Here is a 22,012-nt window from a genome sequence, read left to right as displayed (position 1 = left end):
TGGACGCGCACGCAGCAACGGCAAAGAGTAGAAAAATTCGCATGCGCGTGCAGGAAATGTCCTACAGACAACAAGGAGAGAACTTGTATCCGGAAACGGCTTCGGCTTCCATTGCGCAGCGCCGATCCGGCGAAGATCGCAGCTTCCAGATTTCCTGTACCCGGAGCCTTTCCGGAGCACCCGACTCGATGACCGAAACGATCACGCGCCCTGCCCGGCTCCGCCGCCGCGCAGCCGCATCCGGCCTCGCTGCCGCACTGCTTTTGTTGGGAGCATGCAGCGGCCCCACGGAAGCCCAGCGCCTGGCAACCGCCAGCACGCCGCCGCCCACCGACTGCACCGCCTGGGTCGGCACCGACCGCAACGCCATGATGAGCGGCTACCTGCTGCCGCAGGACCAGAAGAACAGCAAGGGCACCAAGGTCTGCGTGCCGGTGCTGATGACGGCCAACCCCACGCCTTCCGGCTATGCGGGCGGCGACTATCACATCGCCGAGTTCACCGACGACAAGCTCAAGGCCCGCTGGCGCGCCTGCAAGGAAGACCCGGCGTGCTTCAAGCGCATCGACGCGCAGATGCAGCGCTGGCTGCCGCCCAACAAGGAACGCGCCACGCGATCGACAGGCGTGGTCGACCCCTCCGGCAAGATCGATCCGGACGGCCAGGTCGACCTGAAGCAGATCCGCCGGCCCGCCTTCTTCGCCAAGGCGCCGTACCGCGAAGGCATCGCCAGGGCCGACGCCCGCACCTATGTGGTCGAGTTCACCGCGCCGCGCGACACCTTCGAGCGCATCGACCTGAAGATGACCGGCGACATCAAGCTGCGCGGCTGGTACATCGAAGGTGCGGGCGTGGACGGCGGCAAGGGCAAGAAGGTGCGCGCGCTGGTCATCATGGCGCCGGGAGGCGGCGGGCAGCTCACGGCCATCCAGCACCCCGACGAGGCGTCGTACCGCATCGACGAGAAGACCGGCAAGACCATTCCCATCAACTTTCCCAACGCGACCACCGAGACCATGGGCCAGCGCTGGTGGCGCGAGAACCTGTATGCGCTCAACCAGGCCGGCTTCGACGTGCTGGCCTACGACCGGCGCGGCGAAGGCTTGTCGGGCGGTTTCAGCGACACCAACACGCTGGAGCAAGGGGAAGACGTGTTCCGCGCGCTCACGGCGCTGGAAACCGGGCGCGGGCTGCGCATCCTCACGCCCCAGGGCGAAGTGCTCGAAGGCGAAGCCACCCGGGGCAAGCTGCTCGCAGGCATGCCATCGAGCGAGATCCCGCTGGTGCTCGGCGGCTACTCGCGCGGCTCGATGTCCACCGCCTGGGCCATGACAAGAAACTACGTGGCCCAGTGCAGCTTCGACATGCCCGAGCCCAACTGCACGCCACCCAAGGGCCTGCGGAACATTCGCGGTGCGATATTGCTGTCGTCGTTCGCCAGCGGCGCGGGCTATGTGGGCGACTCGCCCGACCTGGCCGACCGCAATCTGTTCCTGGGCGGGATGGCGGCCGATCACCACATCGTGTTCTATCCGAACTCCTCCACGCTCGCGGGCATGGACCGCTGGCCCGCCGCCTTCTTCGGCAAGGGCCTGTGGGACCGCGCGGAAACGCTCGAAGGCACCGTGGCCGCCTACAACCGCATCCGCGGCTTGAAAGAGATCGTGCTGGCGCGCGGGCCGCACTCGATCGAGACCTGGCCCGCATCCGACCAGGCCTATCTGCGCGAGCGCATGGTGGTGTTCGCGAAGTCGCTGATCGTCGGCGGGCGCACCATCCCGGGCGCGCGGCCGTGGAAGGACTTCAAGTCGCTGGTGGCGACCACGCCCGACTCGTGGGAACCGTCGTCGCGGCCGAAGGCGCCCTGAGCGACGAGGCGATCAGTACTTGCGCGGGTTGTCCGGCCGGCGGTCATAGCGATCGGGCACGCCGTCGCCATCACTGTCGCGGTTGCGTTCATAGCGGTCAGGAATGCCGTTGTGGTCGCGGTCACGATTGCGGCGGTGGTTGTCGTGGCCACAGCCGGCCGCAAGGCTGGCGACTGCAAGCAGAAGAATGAGGTGCTTCAAGCTGTGTTCCCCGTGCTGTCGGTGTAGTTCTTGGGAGCCCCAGTGTCCGGGCGGCTGCTGAAGAATCGCTGAGCCTCTGCTGAAGGCTTCATGAACGCCGGGCACTGAAACGATGGCCCTGCCGGCTTCCCGTGCCCGGGTTGAAAACCTCCGGCATGCCGCCATTTCCTCTGGGATCTGGCGACTGAAAAGAGGTGCTCCATGGGCGCGCGCGACGAATTCATTCTTGACTCCTACTCGGCCACCGTCACGCAGGTGGCGCACACCGCCAGCGCGGCGGTCGCCCACATCAAGGTCCGAAAGCAGGCACAGCGCGGCGGCGCGGGCGGCCAGGGCAGCGGCTCCGGCTTCCTGTTCACGCCCGATGGCTTCACGCTCACCAATGCCCACGTGGTCGAGGGCGCGAGCGAGCTGCGCGCCGCATTCGCAGACGGCACCGAAAGCGTCGCGCGCCTGGTCGGGCTGGACGCCTCGACCGACATCGCGGTGCTGCGCATCGAGTCGCACCCGAGCACCTTCCTGCCTCTGGGCAGTTCCGCCGCGCTGCAACCCGGCCAGCTGGCCGTGGCGGTCGGCAATCCGCTGGGCTTCGACTTCACCGTGACCGCCGGCATCGTGAGCGCGCTGGGCCGCAGCCTGCCCGCGCGGGGCGGCCGGATGATCGAGGACGTGATCCAGACCGACGTGGCCCTCAACCCCGGCAATTCGGGCGGCCCGCTGCTGGACAGCGCGGCGCAGGTCATCGGCGTGAACACGGCGGTGATCCCTTCGGCGCAAGGCCTGAGCTTCGCGGTGGCCATCGACACCGCGCGCTGGGTGGCCGGCGAGTTGATGCGTCATGGCGCGGTGCGCCGCGGCAAGCTGGGCGTGCAATGCGCGGCCGTGGCATTGCCCAGGCGTTGGGTGCGCGAGAACGAATGGCCCGTGGCCACCGGGGTGCGCGTGGTCGAGGTGGTGGCCGGCTCGGCCGCCGCGCGCGACGGGCTACGCAGCGGCGACATCCTCATTGGCTGCGACGGAGTGCCGCTGGCCCAGCTGTCCGACCTGCTCAAGCGGCTGGCGGGCGAAGGGTATGGACGCCCGTTGCTGCTCAAGCTGCTGCGGCCCGTGGCCGGGACTCTGACGCCCTTTTACCTGACGGTAACGCCCGCAGGCTGACCCCCTCCTGCCGGCGCAACGACAATAGGCGGCTGCAGTGAAGCACCTGTCCAGGAGAAAACCTTGTCCACCGTCACCATCACCCCTCAAGTCAACGCCAGCAACGAAGCCCCCTTCGTCCTCTTCGGCGGCGTCAACGTTCTCGAATCGAAGGACCTAGCCCTGCGCAGCGCCGAGGAGTACGTGCGCGTCACGCAGAAACTGGGCATTCCCTACGTCTTCAAGGGAAGCTTCGACAAGGCCAACCGCTCCTCCATCCACTCCTACCGCGGTCCCGGCCTGGACGAAGGCCTGAAGATCCTGCAGGCCGTGAAAGACGCCTTCGGCGTGCCCGTGCTGACCGACGTGCACGAAACCGCGCAGGCGGCCCCGGTTGCGGAAGTGGTCGACGTGCTCCAACTGCCCGCCTTTCTCGCACGCCAGACCGACCTCGTCGTGGCGCTGGCCAAGACGGGCCGCATCATCAACATCAAGAAGCCGCAGTTCCTCAGCCCCTCGCAGATGCTCAACATCGTCGAGAAGTTCAAGGAAGCGGGCAACGACAAGCTCATCCTGTGCGACCGCGGCACCTGCTTCGGTTACGACAACCTCGTGGTCGACATGCTGGGCTTCGGCGTCATGAAGAAGGTCACGCAGAACCTGCCCATCATCTTCGACGTGACCCACGCGCTGCAGCAGCGCGAAGCCGGCGCCGCCGCATCGGGCGGCCGCCGCGAGCAGGTGGCCGACCTGGCGCGTGCCGGCATGGCCGTCGGCCTGGCCGGCCTCTTCCTCGAAGCCCACCCTGATCCGGCGCAGGCCAAGTGCGACGGCCCGAGCGCACTGCCGCTGGACAAGCTGGAACCGTTCCTGACGCAGATCAAGGCGCTGGACGATCTGGTGAAGTCGTTCGCTCCCCTGAAGATCTGAAGCAGGGGCCCGAGGGCCCGGCGCGGCTCCATCCGTGGGCCATTTACTAAAGTTTTCAATTGGACTGCCGATATCCAGCCATTCCCCTGGATTCCGGAGTCCGAATATGTTTCTGAGCAACGTTTCAATTGGCAAGCGCCTGGCCATCGTGCTGGGCGCCATCCTGGCGCTCTTTCTCGCCACCAGCGTCGCCGCGGTGTGGAAGCTGCAGCAGCTCAGCCAGGAGATCGACGCCATGATCGAGGACAACGTCAAGACCGAGCGCGCCGGCTCCGACTGGCTGCGCCACACCACGTCGGGCGTGCAGCGGGCGGCGGCCATTGCCAAGAGCAGCGACGCCAGCCTGATCGACTACTTCGCGCCAGCCACGGCCAAGTCGATCAAGGACACCAACGAGCTGCAGAAGTTCATCGAAGGCAAGCTGGTCAAGCCCGAGGAGCGTGAGCTGCTCGAGAAGGTCGGCAACCTGCGAAAGGCCTACCTCGCCTCGCGCGAGGAAGTCAGCAAGTTCAAGCTGAAGGGCGACCTCGAAGGCGCCAACCGCATCTTCGACTCCCAGTTCCAGCCCACATCGGTCAGCTACATCGCGGGCGTGCAGCAAGTGGTGGACATGCAGCGCGAGCAGCTCGACGCTGCCGCCGCCCGCGCCAACAATCTGCGCGCACAGACCAGCACACTGCTGATCGTGTGTTCCGCCGTGAGCCTGGTGCTCGGCACCCTGCTGGCCTGGCTGCTGGCACGCAGCATCACGCGCCCGCTGCGCAGCGCCGAAACCATCGCGCAGTCGATCGCCGAGATGGACCTCACTGGTGCAGTCCAGCCCAGCTATGCCAAGGACGAAACCGGCCACCTGCTGCGCGCCCTCGACCAGATGCGCACCGCCTTGCAGGGCTCGCTGACGCAGGTGCATGGCGTGGTGATGAACGTGTCCACGGCCAGCTCGCAGATCGCCACGGGCAACCAGGACCTGTCGTCGCGCACCGAAGAGCAGGCCAGCTCGCTGGAGCAGACGGCGGCCTCCCTCGAGGAGCTGACCTCCACGGTGAAGCAGAACGCGGACAACGCACGCCAGGCCAATCAGCTGGCCACCTCCGCTTCTGAAGTGGCAGTCAAGGGCGGCAGCGTCGTGTTCCAGGTGGTGGAGACGATGGGCTCGATCAATGCGTCGTCGAAGAAGATCGTGGACATCATCAGCGTGATCGACGGCATCGCGTTCCAGACCAACATCCTGGCGCTCAATGCGGCCGTCGAGGCAGCGCGCGCTGGCGACCAGGGGCGTGGCTTCGCTGTGGTCGCCTCCGAAGTGCGCAGCCTGGCGCAGCGCTCGGCCGCGGCAGCGAAAGAAATCAAGACGCTGATCGGCGACTCCGTCGACAAGGTCGAGGAAGGCAGCCGGCAGGTGGCCGATGCCGGCCGCACCATGGAAGAGATCGTTGGCAGCGTGAAGCGCGTGACGGACATCATGGGCGAGATCAGCGCGGCAAGCCAGGAGCAGACCTCGGGCATCGAGCAGATCAACCAGGCCGTCACGCAGATGGACCAGGCGACGCAGCAGAACGCGGCGCTGGTCGAAGAGGCCTCGGCCGCAGCCCAATCGCTGCAGGAACAGGCAGGGAGCCTGTCGCGGATCGTCGGCAGGTTCAAGCTGGAGCGGCAGCACACTGCTGCGGCATCCGCGAGCACATCGTTGAGCACCTACGCACCCAACGCGCCACGCGCCTACCAGGAGCTGATCGCGTCCCACTAGGCGGAAGAAGCCGACAAAGGCCCTGCACGGAGGAATGAGGCGAAACTAGGCGGCACGTATCAGTCTTTCCTCCGGAGCCTACCTTGTCATCCAAAGTCTCCCGCATTGCCCTGTCGGCATCGGCTGCCGCCATTGGCAGCATCGCGGCGTACTGGACCCTGCTTGCCACGCGCCAGGGGCACATCCTCTTCAACGCCCGCAAACTGCCCGTCGTCCATCTGTCGGACGACTTCTCCACGTACTCCCACACCGTGCCGGGCGGCATGGTCCGCGGGTATGTCTATCACCCCCAGGGTGAAGACTCGCTGCGGGACCTGTTCGTCTACTTCGCCGGCCGCGGCGAAGACGTGCGCGCCACCGCGCAGATGCTGCACTGGCTGCCCGAGGGCTTCGGCTTTGCCGCGCTCAACTACCGCGGGGTGGCCGACTCGCAGGGGCGCCCTTCCGAGATCGCATCCGTCGAAGACGCGAGCCAGTTTGCCAACCATTTGCGCCGCGCCTTTCCGCATGCACGCCTGCACGTGGTCGGCCGCAGCCTGGGGACTGGCGTAGCCATCCAGCTCGTGGCGCGACAAGACTTCGAGAGCCTGCAACTCGTCACCCCCTACGACTCGATGCTGGAAGTAGCAAAGAAGCGCTTCCCGCTCGTGCCGCTGTCGCTGCTGCTGCGGCACCAGTTCAACTCGCTGGAGCACTGCAAGGAGGTCGCCGCGAAAACCCAGGTGCTGCTGGCCGAGCACGACGACGTCGTGCTGCCCGAGCGCTCGCAAAAACTCATCGCCGCATGGCCCACCCCGGTCAGCGTGCAGACGGTTCCCGCGTCGAACCATCACAGCATCATGGGCCTGGAAGAAACCTGGCTCTATCTCGTCGACTTTGCGTTGACGGCGGTCATTCCCGAGCCGAAGGCGGCATAGCCCGCTGGCTGGGCAATGCCATGGACTCCCTGATCGCCGCCTCCGCCCGCGCCCTGGCCGCTGGCGATGCGCTAGGTGCCCTCAAGCGGGTCGCCCTGCGCGACGACCCGCCTGCGCTGGCCTTGCGCGGCATCGCCATGGCCCAGCTCGGCGAGCACCCGCGCGCACGCGAACTCCTGCGGCGCGCCGCGCGCGACTTCGGCGCGCATGAAGTGCTGTCGCGCGCCCGCTGCATCGTGGCCGAGGCCGAGGTGGCGCTGGCCATGCGCGACCTTGGCGGCTCGCCGCGCACGCTAACGGCTGCGGCAGCCACGCTGGAGGCGCACGACGATCATGCCAACGCGCTGCAGGCGCGGCTGATCGCGGCGCGCCGGCTCCTGCTGCTGGGGCGTCTCACCGAAGCCGCGGCCGCACTGGAGCGCCTCGATGCGCGCGGCCTGCCGCCATCGCTGGCGGCGGTGGCCGAGCTGAGCGCGGCCGAACTGGCGCTGCGCTCGCTGCGCATCGGCCCGGCGCAGGCAGCGCTGGCCCGTGCGCACGAAGCGGCCGTGCGTGCGCGCGTGCCGGCACTGCTGGCAGAGGTGGCGGAGGCACGCGCAGCCTTCGAGCGCCCCGCCGCACGGCGCATCTTCGCGGGCGGCGAGCAGGCGCTGCGCCTGGATGAAGTCGCGGCGCTCCTGGCCTCCGACGCACTGGTGGTCGACGCCTGCCGCCGGGGCCTGGGCGCTGGTGACACGTGGCAGCCGCTGGCGCGCCGTCCGATCCTGTTCACGCTCGCGCGCTCGCTGGCCGAGGCATGGCCCGGCGATGTCGATCGCGAAGCATTGATCGCATCCGCATTCCGCACCCGCCACCCCGACGAGACGCATCGCGCGCGCCTGCGTGTCGAAATCGGTCGCCTGCGCGCGCTCGTCACCACACTGGCGAGCATCGAGGCCACGCCGCGCGGCTTCGTGCTCAAGCCGCACGGCGAACGCACCGTCGCCCTGCTGGCACCGCCCATCGACGGCGACCAGGCCTCGCTGGTGGCGCTGCTTTCCGACGGCGCGGCTTGGTCAACCTCGGCCCTGGCGCTGGCGCTCGGGGCCAGCCAACGCACGGTGCAGCGCGCGCTGGTCGAGCTGGAGGCCGAAGGCCGGGTGCGCTCCATCGGCCAGACGCGGTCGCGCCGCTGGCTGTCGCCGCCGCTGGCGGGATTCACGACGATCTTGTTACTCCCCGCCGCGCTGCCGTTTGAATAGAGTTGTCTCCAGGCGCCGATCCGAGGCGTTTCACAAGGAGCCAACGATGAGCAGCAACAACAAGACGAGCAAGAGCAGACCCCAGCCCACCGTGCGGCCGGCCGAGATCGTGCGCGAGTACGGCCCCTTTGCCGACGCCACCCAGGTGGCGGGCGTGACCTACGACGGCCAGCGCGTCTGGGCCGCCACCGGCGCCAGGCTGGTGGCCTTCGACCCCGCCAGCGGCGAGACCACGCGCACGCTGAACACCGCCTGCGACGCCGGCACCGCCTTCGACGGCAAATACCTCTACCAGATCGCCGAGTCGCGCATCGACAAGATCGACCCGGCCACGGGCAAGGTGCTGGCGTCGATTCCCTCGCCCGGCCATGGCAACGACTCGGGCCTCACCTGGGCCGAAGGCAGCCTGTGGGTGGGGCAGCACCGCGACCGCAAGATCCACCAGATCAACCCCGAAACCGGCGCCGTCGTGCGCACCATCGAGTCGAACCGCTTCGTCACCGGCGTGACCTGGGTCGACGGCGAGCTGTGGCACGGCACCTGGGAGGCTGAAGAAAGCGACATCCGCCGCATCGACCCGCAAAGCGGCGCCGTGCTCGAGCGGCTCGAAATGCCGCATGGCATCGGCGTCAGCGGGCTCGAATCCGACGGGGCCGATCTTTTCTATGCCGGCGGCGGCAAGAGCGGAAAGGTCCGCGCCGTGCGCCGTCCCCGCAACTCAACGGAGCATTGACATGACCGAAATCAATCACGCAGCAAACCACCCCGTCGTGTCCAGCGACCAATGGCTCGCCGAGCGCAAGGCACTGCTGGCGCGCGAGAAGGAGCTGATGCACCTGCACGACCAGATTGCCCGCGAGCGCCGTGCGCTGCCATGGGAACGTGTCGAGAAGAACTACGTCTTCGACACGCCCGAAGGCAAGCGCACGCTCGCCGAGCTGTTCGAGGGACGCCGCCAGCTGATGGTGCAGCACTTCATGCTCGGCCCGGGGTGGGAACAAGGCTGCCAGAGCTGCTCTTTCATGGCCGACCACACCGACGGCATGAACGTGCATCTGGCGCATCGAGACATCACGATGGTGGCCGTCTCGCGCGCACCGCTGGTCGAGATCGCGCGCTTTCGCGAGCGCATGGGCTGGCAGTTCAAGTGGGTGTCGGCGAACGGCAGCGACTTCAACCACGACTTCCACGTCAGCTTCACACCCGAGGAGCAGGCCGCCGGCAAGGTCTACTACAACTACGCCGTGCAGCCCTTCCCCCAGGAAGAGGCGCCAGGTGTCAGCGTGTTCTACAAGGACGACGCTGGCGAGGTGTTCCACACCTACTCGACCTTCGGTCGCGGCGTGGAAGTGATGATGGGCGCCTACTACATGATGGACCTCACGCCCAAAGGCCGCGACGAGCGCGAGGTGCCCTACAAGATGGAATGGGTGCGCCACCACGATCGCTACGAGCCGCAGGCAAAGACGGCGGGCGATTCGTGCTGCTCGGCACACGGCTGAAGCGCGAAGCATCATGACGAGCCTCTGGCCCTGGCTGGCGGTCGCGGGGATCGGCGCCCTTCACGGGCTGAACCCCGCCACCGGCTGGGCCTTCGCAGCCGCCTGGGGCGTGCGCTCGCGCGACCGGTCGCAGGCGCTGCGGGCCCTGGTGCCGATCGCGGTCGGGCACGCCGCATCGGTCGCACTGGTTGCCGCTGCTGTGGCGCTGGGCCTGTCGATGGATCGGATGGCGCTGCAGGTGCCGGCGGGTGGGCTGCTTGTCGCCGTCGTCGCGTATCACCTGTGGGGCCGCAGCTCGGGCAAGACGGCCGGGCATGCCGGGCTGGCACTCTGGTCTTTCATGATGTCCACCGCGCACGGCGCGGGGCTGATGCTGGTGCCGGCGCTGATCCCGCTGTGCATGGGCGACGCACCGGCAGTACGCGAGATCACCGCATCGGGCTCGCTGATGCTGGCGCTCGCGGCCGTCGGCGTTCACACAGCGGCGATGCTCGGCGTTACCGGCGTGATCGCTACCGGCGTGTGCCGCGGCTTCGACTTCAGGCGGAAGTCGCCCGCAACGCCACATTGAAGGCGATGCCCGGCCGCATCACTGCCGCCCTTTCGGCACGTGGAAATCCGGCGACCCGGCCACCACCTTGCGGATCTCGTCCATCAAGGCCCGCGCCCCCGGCGACGGAAACGCGCCCAGTCGCTGCGTCAAACCGATCTCGCGCCGTGTTTCCTCGAGCGGAAAGTCCAGCACCACCAGGCTGCCGTCGCGAATCTCGTAGCGCAGCTGGTGCGCCGAGATCGCGGTCAGCATGTCGCTTTCCAGCAGCAGGCCGCGCAGCACGGCAAGGTCGCCTGTCTCGACCGCAGGCAGCGGCGGCGCCTGCCGCGCATCAGAGAAGAAGCGCTCCAGCAGTTCGCGCGACGGCGAGCCATGCCGAGAGAGCGTCCAGCTCGCCTCGCGCAGCATCCTGAAGTCGATGCGCTTTGCGCGCGCGAGCGGATGACCGGCACGGGCGATCACCGAGATGCGGTCTTCGAACAGCGGCTCCTGCTGCAGGTCTTTCGCTTCACCTGCACTGCGCAGCGCGCCGAGGATGAAGTCGATGTCGCCGCTGCGCAGCGACGCGGCCAGCGCGTCGTACGGACTCTCGACCGTGGTGACGTGCAGCCCCGGGTGCCGCGCGAGCAATGAGGCAATCGCCAGCGGCAGGATCTGCGTGCGCCCGAGCGGCAGCGCACCGACGTTCACGCTGCCCTGCAAGGTGCCTTCGCTGGCCGCGATGTCTGGCCCGATGTGCCGCAGCTCCGACAGCACGCGCTTGAAGTAGAAGGCCACGATCTCGCCCGCCGGCGTCGCGGTGAGCCCGCGCGCATTCCGGTTGAAGAGCGTGACGCCGAGCCCGCTTTCCAAGTCTTTCAATGCGCTGCTGATGGCCGGTTGCGTGATGCCGAACTCGCGCGCGACGGCGGGCATGTTGCGCTTCTCGGCAAGGCTCGCAATCACGGCGAGGCGTCGGCCGTTCAGGATCGAAGTGAAGAGCGAATGCACGTCGGCGAAGCTGTCGATTCCGCCGCGCGCCGCCAGCTGCGTTCGCGCCTCCTCGAACTCGCGCTCGATGCGCAGGGCACGCGCCAGCACCAGTTCTCCGTATGCATTGAGCGCCACGCCACGCGAGCGCCGGTCGAACAGCGGCCTGCCGAGCGCGGCCTCCAGATCGAGGATCGAACGCGTCACCGCCGACGCCACGCGGAACAGCGCCTCGGCAGCCGCGGCAATGCTCCCGGCAGACGCCACGGCCGAGAACGCGCGCAGGTGGCGCAGGTTGATGCCGAGCGCCACGCTGTCGGCGTGCGCAATAACTTTGTGATGCTCGTTTTTTTTGTTCACGGGTGGAGGCGTCACTCTCGATCATGCATTTTCATGCTTAAGGGTAAACCCTTTATCGATAAAAAAGAATGATGGCAGCGCAACGCTAACTCACCCCACGCAAAGCAACCGCCGCGCAGACTTCTCTTCATGCTTGAAGCACCCCCTGCACACCTTCCGGAGCGTTGCGAATGATCATCGACTGTCACGGCCACTACACGACCGCACCCAAGGCCCTCGAGGCATGGCGCAACCGGCAGATTGCCGGCATCCAGGACCCGTCGGCCAGGCCCAAAGTCTCGGAGCTGAAGATCAGCGACGACGAGCTGCGCGAGTCCATCGAAGGCAACCAGCTGCGGCTGATGAAGGAGCGCGGCAGCGACCTGACCATCTTCAGCCCGCGCGCGAGCTTCATGGCGCATCACATCGGCGACTTCGAGGTCTCGTCCACCTGGGCGGCCATCTGCAACGAGCTGTGCCATCGCGTGAGCCAGCTCTTTCCCGATCACTTCATCGGCGCGGCCATGCTGCCGCAGTCGCCGGGTGTCGACCCCGCCAGCTGCATTCCCGAGCTGGAACGCTGCGTGAACGAATACGGCTTCGTGGGCATCAACCTCAACCCCGACCCCTCGGGCGGCCACTGGACCAGCCCGCCGCTGTCCGACCGACACTGGTATCCGCTCTACGAAAAGATGGTGGAGCTGGACATTCCCGCGATGGTGCACGTGAGCACGAGCTGCAACGCCTGCTTCCACACCACGGGCGCGCACTACCTGAACGCCGACACCACGGCCTTCATGCAGTGCCTCACCTCGGACCTGTTCACCGACTTTCCGACGCTGCGCTTCGTCATTCCGCACGGCGGCGGCGCGGTGCCCTACCACTGGGGGCGTTTTCGCGGCCTGGCGCAGGAGATGAAGAAGCCGCTGCTCAAAGACCTCCTGCTGAACAACATCTTTTTCGACACCTGCGTGTACCACCAGCCGGGCATCGACCTGCTCACGCGCGTGATCCCGGTCGACAACGTGCTCTTCGCCAGCGAAATGATCGGCGCGGTGCGCGGCATCGACCCCGAGACCGGCTTCTTCTACGACGACACGCGCCGCTACATCGACGCCACGCCCATGCTCGACGACAAGGCGCGCCACCAGATCTACGAAGGCAACGCGCGCCGCGTGTACCCGCGGCTGGACCGCGCACTCAAGCAAAAAGGACTTTGAACATGTCGACCACTCCCCTCCTCCAGGAACTCGGCGTCGTGCACCGCAACGTGGTGCGCGCCGATGCGGCCGCCGTCGAGAAGCTGTCGCGCTTCGGCGTATCCACGGTGCACGAGGCGCTGGGCCGCCTGGGCCTGATGGCGCCGCGCATCCGCCCCATCCATCCTGAAGCGCGCATTTGCGGCACCGCCATCACGGTGCTGCTGCAGCCCGGCGACAACTGGATGCTGCACGTCGCGGCCGAGCAGATACAGCCCGGCGACGTGGTCGTGGCCGCCTGCACCGCCGACAGCACCGACGGCTTCTTCGGCGACCTGCTCGCAACCTCGTTCAAGGCGCGCGGCTGCAAGGGCCTGGTGATCGACGGCGGCGTGCGCGACGTGCGCGACCTCATCGCCATGGACTTCCCCGTGTTCAGCCGCGCCATCCACTCGAAAGGCACGATCAAGTCCACGCTGGGTTCGGTCAACGTGCCGGTGGTGTGCGCCGGCGCGCTGGTGCAGCCGGGAGACGTGGTGGTGGCCGACGTCGACGGCGTGGTCGTCGTGCCGGCGCAGCTGGCCGCCCGCGTAGCCGATGCCGCCGAAGCCCGCGAAGCCAACGAGGCCGGCAAGCGCGCGCGCTTCGCGGCCGGCGAGCTGGGCCTGGACATGTACGCCATGCGCGAGCCGCTCGCCAAGGCCGGCCTGCGCTACATCGACTGAGCAAGGGACCGCACTGTGGCTCGCATCATCGGCGCCGTCGCCTGCTCGCACACGCCCACCATCGGCTTCGCCTTCGACAAGAACAAGCAGCAGGACCCGGTCTGGGCGCCCATCTTCGAGGCCTTCGCGCCGGTGCAGCAGTGGCTGGCCGACAAGAAGCCCGACGTGCTCTTCTTCATCTACAACGACCACGTCAGCTCGTTCTTCTTCGACCACTACTCGGCGTTCTCCCTGGGCGTGGGCGAGCGACACGAAGTGGCCGACGAAGGCGGCGGCGCGCGCGACCTGCCGGCTCTGGCGGGCCATCCGGCACTGGCGCGGCACATCGGCCACTCGCTGGTGGCCGACGAGTTCGACATGTCTTTCTTCCAGGACCGGGCGCTGGACCACGGCGTGTTCTCGCCGATGTCGCTGCTGTGCCCGCACGAGCCCGCGTGGCCGATACCGGTGGTGCCGCTGCAGGTCGGCGTGCTGCAGTCGCCGGTGCCGTCGGCACGGCGCTGCTACAAGCTCGGCCAGGCGCTGCGGCGCGCGATCGAGAGCTATCCGGACGACATCAAGGTGGCAATCGTCGCCACCGGCGGGCTCTCGCACCAGGTGCATGGCGAGCGCGCGGGCTTCAACAACACCGCCTGGGACGCCCAGTTTCTCGACCTGATCGAGAACGACCCGGTGCGGCTCACCGAGATGACGCAGGCCGAACTGGCAACGCTCGGCGGCATGGAAGGCGCCGAAGTCATCATGTGGCTGGTGATGCGCGGCGCCCTGTCGTCCAACGTGCGCAAGACGCACCAGAGCTACTACCTGCCCTCGATGACGGGCATTGCCACCGCCATTTACGAAAACCTGGCGAGCCCGCCCGTCGCCGGTGAAGTCGAGCGGCACCGCCGCCACATCGACAAGGAACTGGCGGGCGTGGAAGCGCTGCAGGGCACCTATCCGTTCACGCTCGAGACCAGCGTGCGCGCCTACCGCCTCAACAAGTTCCTGCACGGCATGACGCGCCCGGCGCACCGCGCGGCCTTTCTTGCCGACGAGGAGGCCGCGTTCGACGCTGCCGCGCTGACGGACAAGGAGCGCGACATGGTGCGCCGCCGCGACTGGCGCGGCCTGATCCAGTACGGCGTGATCTTCTTCATGCTGGAGAAGCTGGGTGCGGTGGTGGGCGTGTCGAACCTGCACATCTATGCCGCGATGCGCGGCCAATCGCTGGAAGAGTTCCAGCAGACCCGCAATGCGCCCGGCGCCCTGTATTCGGTGGCCGGCAAGGACGCCGCGCCGCAGGCGTGGGAACGCCGCTGAGCCGCACCTGATTTTTTGATTCTGGAGACAACACAAATGAAGCCCCTTTCCCGACGTCTCGCCCTTGGCGTTGCTGCACTGGTCGCGTTCGGCCAGCTCGGCATTGCCAGCGCGGCCGACGCCTTTCCGTCGAAGCCCGTGAAGATCCTCGTGGGCTACAGCGCTGGCGGCGCGGTTGATGCGATTGCGCGCTCGGTCGGCCTGCGGATGTCGGCCATCCTCGGCCAGCCGGTCATCGTCGAGAACAAGCCCGGCGCGGGCACGAACATCGCGGTGAAGTCCGTCATCACGAGCGCGCCCGACGGCTACACCTTGCTGCTGGCCGCCAACGCGCTGGCCGTGAATCCTTCGCTGTTCCAGCCAGCGCCCTACGACCTGGAGCGCGAGCTGACGCCGGTGGCCTCGGTCGGCCGGGTGCCCGTGGTGTTCACGGTGCGCGAAGAATCGGCCATCAAGACGCTGCCTCAACTGGTCGCTGCGGCCAAGGCCAAGCCGGGCAGCGTGACCGTCGCCACGCCAGGCAACGGATCGACACCGCACCTGGCCATGGAACTGTTCCAGCACACCGCCGGCCTGCAACTGCGGCATGTGCCGTACAAGGGCGGCGCGCAGGCGCTCACCGATGTGCTCGGCGGCCATGTGGACGTGGTTGCGGTCAATGCGCTCGAGGCACTGCCGCTTGCCAAGTCCGGCAAGCTGCGCGTGCTGGCGGTGATGAGCGCCGAACGCTCCGCCGTGCTGCCGGGCGTGCCGACCGTCGCCGAGTCGGGCTACCCGGGGTTCGAGGCCAGCGTGTGGTACGGCTTCGTCGGGCCGGCCGGGCTGCCGAAGCCCATCGTCGACAAGCTGCACGACGCCGTGCAGAAGGCAATCGACTCGCCCGAGGTGCGCTCCCAGCTCGCCGCGGCCGGCGGCGTTCCGCTGCCGGGGCCGACCGAGCAGTTCGACAAGCTGCTCAAGGCCGATGTGGCGCGCTACGGCAAGCTGATCCGCGAAGCCAACATCAAGCCCGATTGATCGCCATGACCACAACAGGCATCACCCGTCGCCACGCCTGCCTCGCGGCAGCAGCCGCCGCCCTGCTGCCGGCAAGCCGCGCCGCCATGGCGCAGCAGGCCTATCCGTCCAAGCCGATCCGCATGGTCATTCCCTTCCCGCCCGGCGGCTCCACCGACGTGCTCGGGCGGGCCATCGGCATCGAGCTGGGCCGCGCGTGGCACCAGCCCGTGGTGGTCGACAACCTCCCCGGCGCCGGTGGTTCCATCGGTGCCGACAAGGTCGCCAAGTCGCCCGCCGATGGCTACACGCTGCTGATGGGGCACATCGGCACGCTGGCGATCAACCCGTCGCTGTACCCCAAGCTCGACTACGACCCCGTGCGCAGCTTTGCGCCCGTGGCCTGGGTGGCGCGCGTGCCGAACGTGCTGGTGGTGCATTCCTCCGTTCCGGCGCGCACGCTGGCCGAACTGGTCGCGCTGGCCAAGGCACGGCCGGGCCAGCTGGCCTTTGGCTCCGGCGGCAACGGCAGCGCGGCGCACATCGCTACCGAATATCTGAAGCTGCAGACGGGCGCCTCTTTGCTGCACGTGCCTTACAGGGGCACGGCGCCGGCCGTCACCGATCTGCTCGCGGGCCAGCTGCAGCTGCTCTTCACCGGCGCGCCCGCTTTGCTGCCGCACATCAAGTCCGGCAAGCTGCGTGCGCTGGCGGTGTCGAGCCCGAAGCGCATCGCGCTGCTGCCCGACGTGCCGACGGTGGCTGAAAGCGGCGTGCCCGGCACCAAGGACTTCGAGGCCGACCAGTGGTACGGCGTGGTTGCCCCGGCCGGGACTCCCGCGGACATCGTCGCCATGCTCAACCGGCAGATCAACCAGTCGCTCAACACGGCGGACGTTCACGCGCGGCTGGCAGCCGAGGGCGCCGAGCCCACGCCCACGACGCCGCAGGCCTTCGGCCAGCTGATCGCGAGCGAAATGAAACGATGGGACCGCGTGATCAAGAGCGCCCACATCACCGTCGACTGAAGTTGGACAGGAACCCACCGGCCATGAAATCGCTCGCCCGTCTGCTGCTCGCCCTTGTCGTCGCGGCACTGCTCGCCGCCTGCGCGCAATCGCCCCAATCGCCGCCCTCCACGAGTGGTGGCAAGACCGAAGTGCTCTGGCTCGGCCAGTCGGCATTCCGCATCACCACGCCGGGCGGCAAGGTGATCGTGACCGACCCGTGGCTCAAGCTGAATCCGCTGACGCCCGCGGCATACAAGAACCTCGAAGCCCTCGGCAAGGTCGACGTGCTGCTGGTCACGCATGGTCACTTCGACCACTTCGCGGATGCGCCTGCGCTGGCGCTGCTCAACCAGGTGCCGATGTACGCGCCCGGCGACATGAACCAGACGGTGGGCGTGCTCGGCATCCTGCCGCCCAACCTGGTGCCGCGCTTCAACAAGAGCGGCACGATCAACCCGGTGCCGGGCATCAAGGTGACTGCCGTGCACGCTGAGCACTCCTCGGTCATCGTGTGGAAGAACCCGGCCACCGGCAAGGACGAAGTGCACCCCGGCGGCGAGCCCGTGGGTTACATCATCGAGCTGGAGAACGGATTCCGCATCTACCACATGGGTGACACGGGCCTGTTCGCCGACATGAAGTTCATCGCCGACTACTACAAGCCCGACCTCGTGCTGATGCCGATCGGCGGCCACTTCACGATGGACCCGGTGGACGCCGCCTACGCCACGCGCGAATGGCTCAAGCCGCGCGCGGTGATTCCGATGCACTATGGCGCCAACCCGCTCGGCAAGGGCACGCCCGACGAATACATCCGCGCGCTAGGCAGCACAAGCACGCGCGTGCTGGCGTTGAAGCCCGGCGAGAAGGCCATCTTCTGACAAGGACACACACGATCATGGGAACGACACTGGGCCTCATCGGCTACGGCGAAGTGGGCGGCATCTTCGGACGCGGGTTGCGCGGGCAAGGCGGCGTGGATGCCGTCTGGGTCTGGGACAAGCGCTTCGCCGATCCCGCGACGGGCGCGGCAGCGCGTACTGCGGCAGAAAGCGACGGGATGCACGTGGCGAGCGGCATGCAGGAGCTTTGCAGCCGCGCCGACCTGCTCATATCCGCCGTTACCGCCTCCAACACGCTGGCGGTAGCCGAAGAGGCCGCGCGCCACGCGCGCACCGGCAGCCGCTTTCTCGATCTCAACTCGGCATCGCCCGGCACCAAGCAGCGCGCCGCGGCGGCGCTGGAGCCGGTGGGCGTCGCCTATGTCGAGGCCGGCGTCATGACCTCGGTGCCGCCCTACGGCATCCGCGTGCCGATGCTGCTGGGCGGCCCGCAGGCCGAAGCGCTTGCTGCAACGCTGGCCGGCTGGGGCATGGACGTTCGCGAGGTGAGCGACCAACTCGGCGTGGCCTCGGCGATCAAGATGAGCCGCAGCATCATGATCAAGGGGCTGGAGGCGCTGGTCATCGAGAGCTACACCACCGCCAGGCGCTACGGCGTCGAAGCGCATGTGCTGCCGACGCTGAAGGAAACCTTTCCGCAGATCGACTGGGACAAGCAAGGCGCCTACTTCTTCAGCCGCGTCGTGCAGCACGGCAAGCGCCGCGCGGAAGAAATGCGCGAAGCGGCGCAGACCGTGCGCGAGGCCGGCTTCGAGCCCCTGATGACGGCCGCCATCGCGGCCAAGCAGGACTGGGTTGCCGCCCAGGCGCGCGATGGTCTGTTCGAAGGGCTGGATGCCGCAAGCGACTGGCAGGCCTACGCGGATCGCCTCATCGGCCGCGCATGACCATGTCGAATTCGATACGGGGCATCTGCTCCATGGCAACGAAGGGCCTGCTGCTGGAGCTGGCCGCGGCGTACACGCGTGCGAGCGGCGTGGCGGTTTCGTTCGAGGCAGTGGGCGGTGTGGATGCCGCACGGCGCGTCTCGGCAGGAGAGCCATTCGACGTGGTGGTTCTCGCCTCGGACGCCATCGACAAGCTGGCGGCTGCCGGCAAGGTGGACGCATCGCGCAAGACCGACGTGGTGCGCTCCGGCGTTGCCGTGGCCGTTGCCGCGAACGCCGCGCGAGTCGATATCTCCACCGAAGAAGCGGTGCGGCGTGCCGTGCTGGATGCGGCCAGCGTCGCGTATTCGACCGGGCCCAGTGGCGTTGCCCTGGCCGCGCTGTTCGAGCGCTGGGGCATCGCCGACACCATCAAGAGCCGATTGGTACAGGCGCCACCCGGCGTGCCGGTGGGCTCGTTTATCGCACGCGGAGAAGCTGCGCTGGGCTTTCAGCAACTGAGCGAGCTGATCGGTGTCGAAGGCATCGCACTGCTGGGGCCGCTGCCGCCGGCAATCCAGATCACCACGGTGTTCAGCGCAGCGCCGGGCTCTTCCGCTTCGCAGCCGGACGCCGCAAGCGGGCTGCTCGCGTACCTGGCCTCCGGTGACAGCGCAGAAGCCAAGCGCCGGCACGGCATGGAGCCGGCCTAACGGGTCGCAGACTTGCGAGAGCCGTTTCCCTTGCCGGCAATGACAAGCCCCGCGCTCTCGACAAAGCCGTGAATCAGCCTCAACCGTGGCGACGCCCGCAGCCATAGCACGCCGAAGCGCCGCGTCTCCGAAGGCAGCGGCAGCGGGATCTTGGCGATGCGCTGCCCGTCGAGCAGCGGCGAAGCGATGTCGGGCACGACCGACACGCCGAGGCCTCGGTCGACCATCATCGCGATTGCCAGCAATGAACTGAGTTCAAAGCGCTCCTGCGGCACGATGCCCGCCGAACGCAGGTAGCGGTCGGCCTGCTTGCCGCCACCGAGGTTGCGGTCGTAGCGGATGAGCGGAGAGGTCCGCAGCAGCTCGTGGGGATCGCGCCGCGCAAGGCGGCTCGGCGCAAGCAACACCAGGGGTTCTTCGCGCAGCAGGGCCCAGTCGAAGGTCTTCGCAAGCGCGAACGGCGGATACAGGCACACGGCCGCATCGAGCTCGCCCTGCTGCATCGCCTTGTAGAGCGTGGCAGTGTTGCCCGACTGCAGGTACACCTTGACGCCCGGATGCGTCTTCACGAAGCGCGCGAGGATGTCCGGCAGCAGGCTGTGGATGGCCGTGTTGATGGTGCCGATGACCAGCTCGCCGCCGGCCGCCTCGCTGCCCACCAGCGCCTTGATGTCGCTCACCTCGCGCAGCAGCGTACGGGCCCGCTGCACCAGCCGGTGCCCCGCCTCGGTCGGCTGCACCGTGCGGCCGGCGCGCGCGAGCAGCGGTGCGTTGAGCTCCCGCTCCAGCGCGCGGATCTGCTGCGCCACCGCGCCGGGCGTCAGGTCGAGCCGGCGCGCGGCCTCCGACATCGAGCCCGACTCCACCACCAGAAGAAAGCTTTGCAGGTAGGCCGTTTCCATGAAGATAGATTTTCTGCGATCTGATCGCAGGGAGCAGCTGTTTTTCTCTTCTCATGAACTGCGGACACTGCATGCATGAGAAGCAAACTCTTCGTTCCCGGCACCCGTCCTGAACTGTTCGCCAAGGCACTGGCCAGTGCGGCGGACGCCATCTGCCTCGACCTGGAAGACGCGGTGTCCGAGCCGCGCAAGGACGAGGCGCGCGAGACCGTGCGCCAGCTGCTGCTTGCCAGCGGCGATGCGACCTCCTCGCAAAAGACACTGATCGTTCGCGTCAACGCCATGGACACGCCGCACTTCGAGCGCGACGTGGGGGCGGTGACGCAGCCCGGCGTGCATCTGATCAACCTGCCGAAGCCGCAAAGCCCGGCGCACGTGCGCACGGCGGTCGAAGTCATCGAGCGTGCCGAACGCGTCAACGGCGTGCAGGCGCCCATCGGCCTGCTGCTGAACATCGAGACACCCACTGCATTGCGTACGGCAGCGGAACTCGCACTGGCGCATCCGCGGGTGGCGGGGCTGCAGCTGGGGCTGGGCGACTTGTTCGAGCCGCTGGGCATCGCCCGGCGCGAACCTTCCGCCATCCGCCAGGCGATGTTCGCGGTGCGCATCGCAGCCGGCGAAGCGGGCGTGTATGCCTACGACGGCGCATTCGCGAACATCCGCGATGCCGAGGGCTACCGCGCCGAAGCCACGCTGGCGCGCGACCTCGGGTTTCTGGGCAAGACCTGCATCCACCCGAGCCAGATCGCCATTGCCAACGAGGTGTTTCGCCCCACCGACGAGGAGATTGCGCACGCCTGCAAGGTGGTCGAGGCGGCCCGCGAGGCCGATGCCAACGGCGTCGGTGCCTACGTGGTGGACGGAAAAATGATCGACATCCCTTTCGTGATTCGCGCACGCGCGATCGTCGAGAGTGCACGCAGCCTTGGGCTGCTTCCCAATTGAGCCTTGGGCTGCTGCCTGGCTGACCTGAGCTTCCCATCAATAAGAAACCGGAGACAAGACAATGCATTTCCCATCCTTCCTTCGCCCGCGCGTGCTCGCTGTTGTTGCAGCGGCAGCGCTCGCCGGCGCGGCATTCGCCCAGGGCGCCTATCCCGGCAAGGCCATCACGATCGTGGTGCCCTACCCGGCCGGCGGCTCGAACGACACCTTCGCGCGACAGGTGGCCAAGGAACTGGGCGACCAGCTCAAGCAGCCCGTGATCATCGACAACCGCCCCGGCGCGAGCGGCAACACCGGCACGGCGCAGGTGGCGCGCGCCACGCCCGACGGCTACACGCTGGTGGCGGTGTCGTCCAGCATGACGACCAACGCAGCCGTGCAATCGAAGATGCCCTTCGATCCGGTGAAAGGCCTCGCACCCGTGGCAATGTTCGCCAAGGGCCCGTTCATCGTCGCGGTCAACAACGAATTTCCCGCGAAGACGCCGGCCGAGCTGATCGCCGCCATCAAGGCCAAGCCGGGCCAGTACAACTACGCCTCGTCGGGCTCGGGCAGCGTGAACCAGTTCGGCACCGAGCTGCTCAAGGCCAAGGTGGGCGACCTGCAGATCGCGCACATTCCCTACAAGGGCATGGGCCCGGCCGTGACCGACCTGATCGGCAACCAGACGCAACTGCTGATCTCGAGCGGCCCCTCGCTGCTGCCGATGGTGCGTGCAGGCAAGCTGCGCGCCGTGGGCATCACGAGCCTGAAGCCCAGCCCCGTCGCGCCTGATCTCACGCCAATGGCCACCGCGGTGCCCGGCTACGAATTCGAACTCTGGTGGGGCTTGCTGGCCCCGGCCGGTACGCCGCCCGACGTGGTCGCCAAGCTCAATGGCGCCGTCAACCAGATCCTGGCCAGGCCCGAGATCACGGCCAACTTCCTGCGCGAAGGCGCCATCGCCACGCCGCTCACGTCGGCGCAGTTCGGCACCGTGATCGCTGACGACGTGGAGCGCTGGAAGAAGCTGGCCAAGCAACAGAACATCACAGCCGACTGAGGA

General features: G+C 67.7%; 22 protein-coding genes. 19 read left to right on the top strand and 3 right to left on the bottom strand.

Annotated features, from left to right (window positions below; all coding sequences use genetic code 11):
- Positions 1-188 precede the first annotated feature (188 nt).
- Positions 189-1,868 (top strand): alpha/beta fold hydrolase, encoded by a 1,680-nt coding sequence (locus AC07O3_RS00200; RefSeq protein WP_495338277.1) that lies wholly within the window; start codon positions 189-191, stop codon positions 1,866-1,868.
- A gap of 12 nt (positions 1,869-1,880) precedes the next feature.
- Here the strand turns inward: AC07O3_RS00200 and AC07O3_RS00195 are convergent, their stop codons facing one another.
- Positions 1,881-2,069 (bottom strand): hypothetical protein, encoded by a 189-nt coding sequence (locus AC07O3_RS00195; protein WP_093052698.1) that lies wholly within the window; start codon positions 2,067-2,069, stop codon positions 1,881-1,883.
- A 201-nt stretch (positions 2,070-2,270) separates the two neighbouring features.
- On the opposite strand from AC07O3_RS00195, the gene AC07O3_RS00190 reads away from it, so the two are divergent.
- The 8 genes from AC07O3_RS00190 to AC07O3_RS00155 all read left to right on the top strand — a co-directional run bounded on the left by AC07O3_RS00190 (position 2,271) and on the right by AC07O3_RS00155 (position 10,114).
- Positions 2,271-3,227: a S1C family serine protease gene (locus AC07O3_RS00190; RefSeq protein WP_093081601.1), complete on the top strand. Its 957-nt coding sequence runs from the start codon at positions 2,271-2,273 to the stop codon at positions 3,225-3,227.
- A gap of 63 nt (positions 3,228-3,290) precedes the next feature.
- Positions 3,291-4,136 (top strand): 3-deoxy-8-phosphooctulonate synthase, encoded by an 846-nt coding sequence (gene kdsA, locus AC07O3_RS00185; protein ID WP_093052704.1) that lies wholly within the window; start codon positions 3,291-3,293, stop codon positions 4,134-4,136.
- Positions 4,137-4,242: 106 nt separating this feature from the next.
- Positions 4,243-5,883 carry a methyl-accepting chemotaxis protein gene (locus AC07O3_RS00180; protein ID WP_495338276.1) on the top strand — a complete coding sequence of 547 codons (1,641 nt, stop codon included), beginning with the start codon at positions 4,243-4,245 and terminating at the stop codon, positions 5,881-5,883.
- An 83-nt stretch (positions 5,884-5,966) separates the two neighbouring features.
- The gene (locus tag AC07O3_RS00175; RefSeq protein ID WP_093052709.1) at positions 5,967-6,800 is read left to right on the top strand and encodes an alpha/beta hydrolase; all 834 of its coding nucleotides are present in this window, start codon (positions 5,967-5,969) and stop codon (positions 6,798-6,800) included.
- A gap of 20 nt (positions 6,801-6,820) precedes the next feature.
- Entirely contained in the window at positions 6,821-8,041 is a 1,221-nt protein-coding gene (locus AC07O3_RS00170; protein ID WP_495338275.1) for a helix-turn-helix domain-containing protein, read from the top strand.
- Between the two features lie 46 nt (positions 8,042-8,087).
- On the top strand, positions 8,088-8,774 hold the full coding sequence (locus AC07O3_RS00165) for a Vgb family protein (RefSeq protein ID WP_093176481.1): 687 nt from the start codon (positions 8,088-8,090) through the stop codon (positions 8,772-8,774).
- 1 nt (position 8,775) lies between these two features.
- The gene (locus tag AC07O3_RS00160; RefSeq protein WP_495338274.1) at positions 8,776-9,543 is read left to right on the top strand and encodes a DUF899 domain-containing protein; all 768 of its coding nucleotides are present in this window, start codon (positions 8,776-8,778) and stop codon (positions 9,541-9,543) included.
- A 13-nt stretch (positions 9,544-9,556) separates the two neighbouring features.
- Positions 9,557-10,114, top strand: a complete 558-nt coding sequence (locus AC07O3_RS00155; RefSeq protein WP_495338273.1) for a hypothetical protein — start codon at positions 9,557-9,559, stop codon at positions 10,112-10,114.
- 18 nt (positions 10,115-10,132) lie between these two features.
- On the opposite strand, the gene AC07O3_RS00150 is transcribed toward AC07O3_RS00155, so the two are convergent.
- On the bottom strand, positions 10,133-11,425 hold the full coding sequence (locus AC07O3_RS00150; RefSeq protein WP_495338272.1) for a LysR family transcriptional regulator: 1,293 nt from the start codon (positions 11,423-11,425) through the stop codon (positions 10,133-10,135).
- A 170-nt stretch (positions 11,426-11,595) separates the two neighbouring features.
- Here AC07O3_RS00150 and AC07O3_RS00145 point away from each other — a divergent pair, with 170 nt between their 5' ends.
- The 8 genes from AC07O3_RS00145 to AC07O3_RS00110 are packed head-to-tail and all read left to right on the top strand — an operon-like array spanning position 11,596 to position 19,117.
- Positions 11,596-12,624: an amidohydrolase family protein gene (locus AC07O3_RS00145; protein ID WP_495338271.1), complete on the top strand. Its 1,029-nt coding sequence runs from the start codon at positions 11,596-11,598 to the stop codon at positions 12,622-12,624.
- Positions 12,625-12,626: 2 nt separating this feature from the next.
- A complete protein-coding gene (ligK, locus tag AC07O3_RS00140) occupies positions 12,627-13,328 on the top strand; it encodes a 4-carboxy-4-hydroxy-2-oxoadipate aldolase/oxaloacetate decarboxylase (RefSeq protein ID WP_177142347.1) in 702 nt (233 codons plus the stop codon).
- A 15-nt stretch (positions 13,329-13,343) separates the two neighbouring features.
- Positions 13,344-14,630 carry a gallate dioxygenase gene (locus tag AC07O3_RS00135; RefSeq protein WP_495338270.1) on the top strand — a complete coding sequence of 429 codons (1,287 nt, stop codon included), beginning with the start codon at positions 13,344-13,346 and terminating at the stop codon, positions 14,628-14,630.
- A 36-nt stretch (positions 14,631-14,666) separates the two neighbouring features.
- On the top strand, positions 14,667-15,647 hold the full coding sequence (locus AC07O3_RS00130; RefSeq protein ID WP_495338269.1) for a Bug family tripartite tricarboxylate transporter substrate binding protein: 981 nt from the start codon (positions 14,667-14,669) through the stop codon (positions 15,645-15,647).
- 5 nt (positions 15,648-15,652) lie between these two features.
- Positions 15,653-16,654, top strand: coding sequence for a Bug family tripartite tricarboxylate transporter substrate binding protein (locus AC07O3_RS00125; RefSeq protein WP_093053207.1), 1,002 nt, complete (start codon positions 15,653-15,655; stop codon positions 16,652-16,654).
- Between the two features lie 23 nt (positions 16,655-16,677).
- Positions 16,678-17,517 (top strand): metal-dependent hydrolase, encoded by an 840-nt coding sequence (locus AC07O3_RS00120; protein ID WP_093176469.1) that lies wholly within the window; start codon positions 16,678-16,680, stop codon positions 17,515-17,517.
- Positions 17,518-17,534: 17 nt separating this feature from the next.
- The gene (locus AC07O3_RS00115) at positions 17,535-18,425 is read left to right on the top strand and encodes a DUF1932 domain-containing protein (RefSeq protein WP_495338268.1); all 891 of its coding nucleotides are present in this window, start codon (positions 17,535-17,537) and stop codon (positions 18,423-18,425) included.
- A 2-nt stretch (positions 18,426-18,427) separates the two neighbouring features.
- On the top strand, positions 18,428-19,117 hold the full coding sequence (locus AC07O3_RS00110; RefSeq protein ID WP_495338267.1) for a substrate-binding domain-containing protein: 690 nt from the start codon (positions 18,428-18,430) through the stop codon (positions 19,115-19,117).
- Here the strand turns inward: AC07O3_RS00110 and AC07O3_RS00105 are convergent.
- The gene (locus AC07O3_RS00105) at positions 19,114-20,019 is read right to left on the bottom strand and encodes a LysR family transcriptional regulator (RefSeq protein ID WP_093081631.1); all 906 of its coding nucleotides are present in this window, start codon (positions 20,017-20,019) and stop codon (positions 19,114-19,116) included. The genes AC07O3_RS00110 and AC07O3_RS00105 overlap by 4 nt on opposite strands.
- Positions 20,020-20,094: 75 nt before the next feature.
- Between AC07O3_RS00105 and AC07O3_RS00100 the strand changes: the two genes are divergently transcribed.
- Positions 20,095-20,967 (top strand): HpcH/HpaI aldolase/citrate lyase family protein, encoded by an 873-nt coding sequence (locus AC07O3_RS00100; RefSeq protein ID WP_495338266.1) that lies wholly within the window; start codon positions 20,095-20,097, stop codon positions 20,965-20,967.
- A 61-nt stretch (positions 20,968-21,028) separates the two neighbouring features.
- Positions 21,029-22,009 carry a tripartite tricarboxylate transporter substrate binding protein gene (locus AC07O3_RS00095; protein WP_495338265.1) on the top strand — a complete coding sequence of 327 codons (981 nt, stop codon included), beginning with the start codon at positions 21,029-21,031 and terminating at the stop codon, positions 22,007-22,009.
- Positions 22,010-22,012 lie beyond the last annotated feature (3 nt).

This window comes from Variovorax sp. GW821-FHT09D05 (genome assembly GCF_059416325.1).
Note: the sequence above shows the minus strand (reverse complement) of the source record. Positions and strands in the feature narration are given on the sequence as shown.

Coding starts and splice junctions, on each gene's coding strand:
- AC07O3_RS00200 (WP_495338277.1), top strand. CDS start 189: ATGACCGAAACGATCACGCGCCCTGCCCGGCTCCGCCGCCGCGCAGCC.
- AC07O3_RS00190 (WP_093081601.1), top strand. CDS start 2,271: ATGGGCGCGCGCGACGAATTCATTCTTGACTCCTACTCGGCCACCGTC.
- AC07O3_RS00180 (WP_495338276.1), top strand. CDS start 4,243: ATGTTTCTGAGCAACGTTTCAATTGGCAAGCGCCTGGCCATCGTGCTG.
- AC07O3_RS00170 (WP_495338275.1), top strand. CDS start 6,821: ATGGACTCCCTGATCGCCGCCTCCGCCCGCGCCCTGGCCGCTGGCGAT.
- AC07O3_RS00165 (WP_093176481.1), top strand. CDS start 8,088: ATGAGCAGCAACAACAAGACGAGCAAGAGCAGACCCCAGCCCACCGTG.
- AC07O3_RS00160 (WP_495338274.1), top strand. CDS start 8,776: ATGACCGAAATCAATCACGCAGCAAACCACCCCGTCGTGTCCAGCGAC.
- AC07O3_RS00155 (WP_495338273.1), top strand. CDS start 9,557: ATGACGAGCCTCTGGCCCTGGCTGGCGGTCGCGGGGATCGGCGCCCTT.
- AC07O3_RS00145 (WP_495338271.1), top strand. CDS start 11,596: ATGATCATCGACTGTCACGGCCACTACACGACCGCACCCAAGGCCCTC.
- ligK (WP_177142347.1), top strand. CDS start 12,627: ATGTCGACCACTCCCCTCCTCCAGGAACTCGGCGTCGTGCACCGCAAC.
- AC07O3_RS00130 (WP_495338269.1), top strand. CDS start 14,667: ATGAAGCCCCTTTCCCGACGTCTCGCCCTTGGCGTTGCTGCACTGGTC.
- AC07O3_RS00125 (WP_093053207.1), top strand. CDS start 15,653: ATGACCACAACAGGCATCACCCGTCGCCACGCCTGCCTCGCGGCAGCA.
- AC07O3_RS00120 (WP_093176469.1), top strand. CDS start 16,678: ATGAAATCGCTCGCCCGTCTGCTGCTCGCCCTTGTCGTCGCGGCACTG.
- AC07O3_RS00115 (WP_495338268.1), top strand. CDS start 17,535: ATGGGAACGACACTGGGCCTCATCGGCTACGGCGAAGTGGGCGGCATC.
- AC07O3_RS00110 (WP_495338267.1), top strand. CDS start 18,428: ATGTCGAATTCGATACGGGGCATCTGCTCCATGGCAACGAAGGGCCTG.
- AC07O3_RS00105 (WP_093081631.1), bottom strand. CDS start 20,019: ATGGAAACGGCCTACCTGCAAAGCTTTCTTCTGGTGGTGGAGTCGGGC.
- AC07O3_RS00100 (WP_495338266.1), top strand. CDS start 20,095: ATGAGAAGCAAACTCTTCGTTCCCGGCACCCGTCCTGAACTGTTCGCC.
- AC07O3_RS00095 (WP_495338265.1), top strand. CDS start 21,029: ATGCATTTCCCATCCTTCCTTCGCCCGCGCGTGCTCGCTGTTGTTGCA.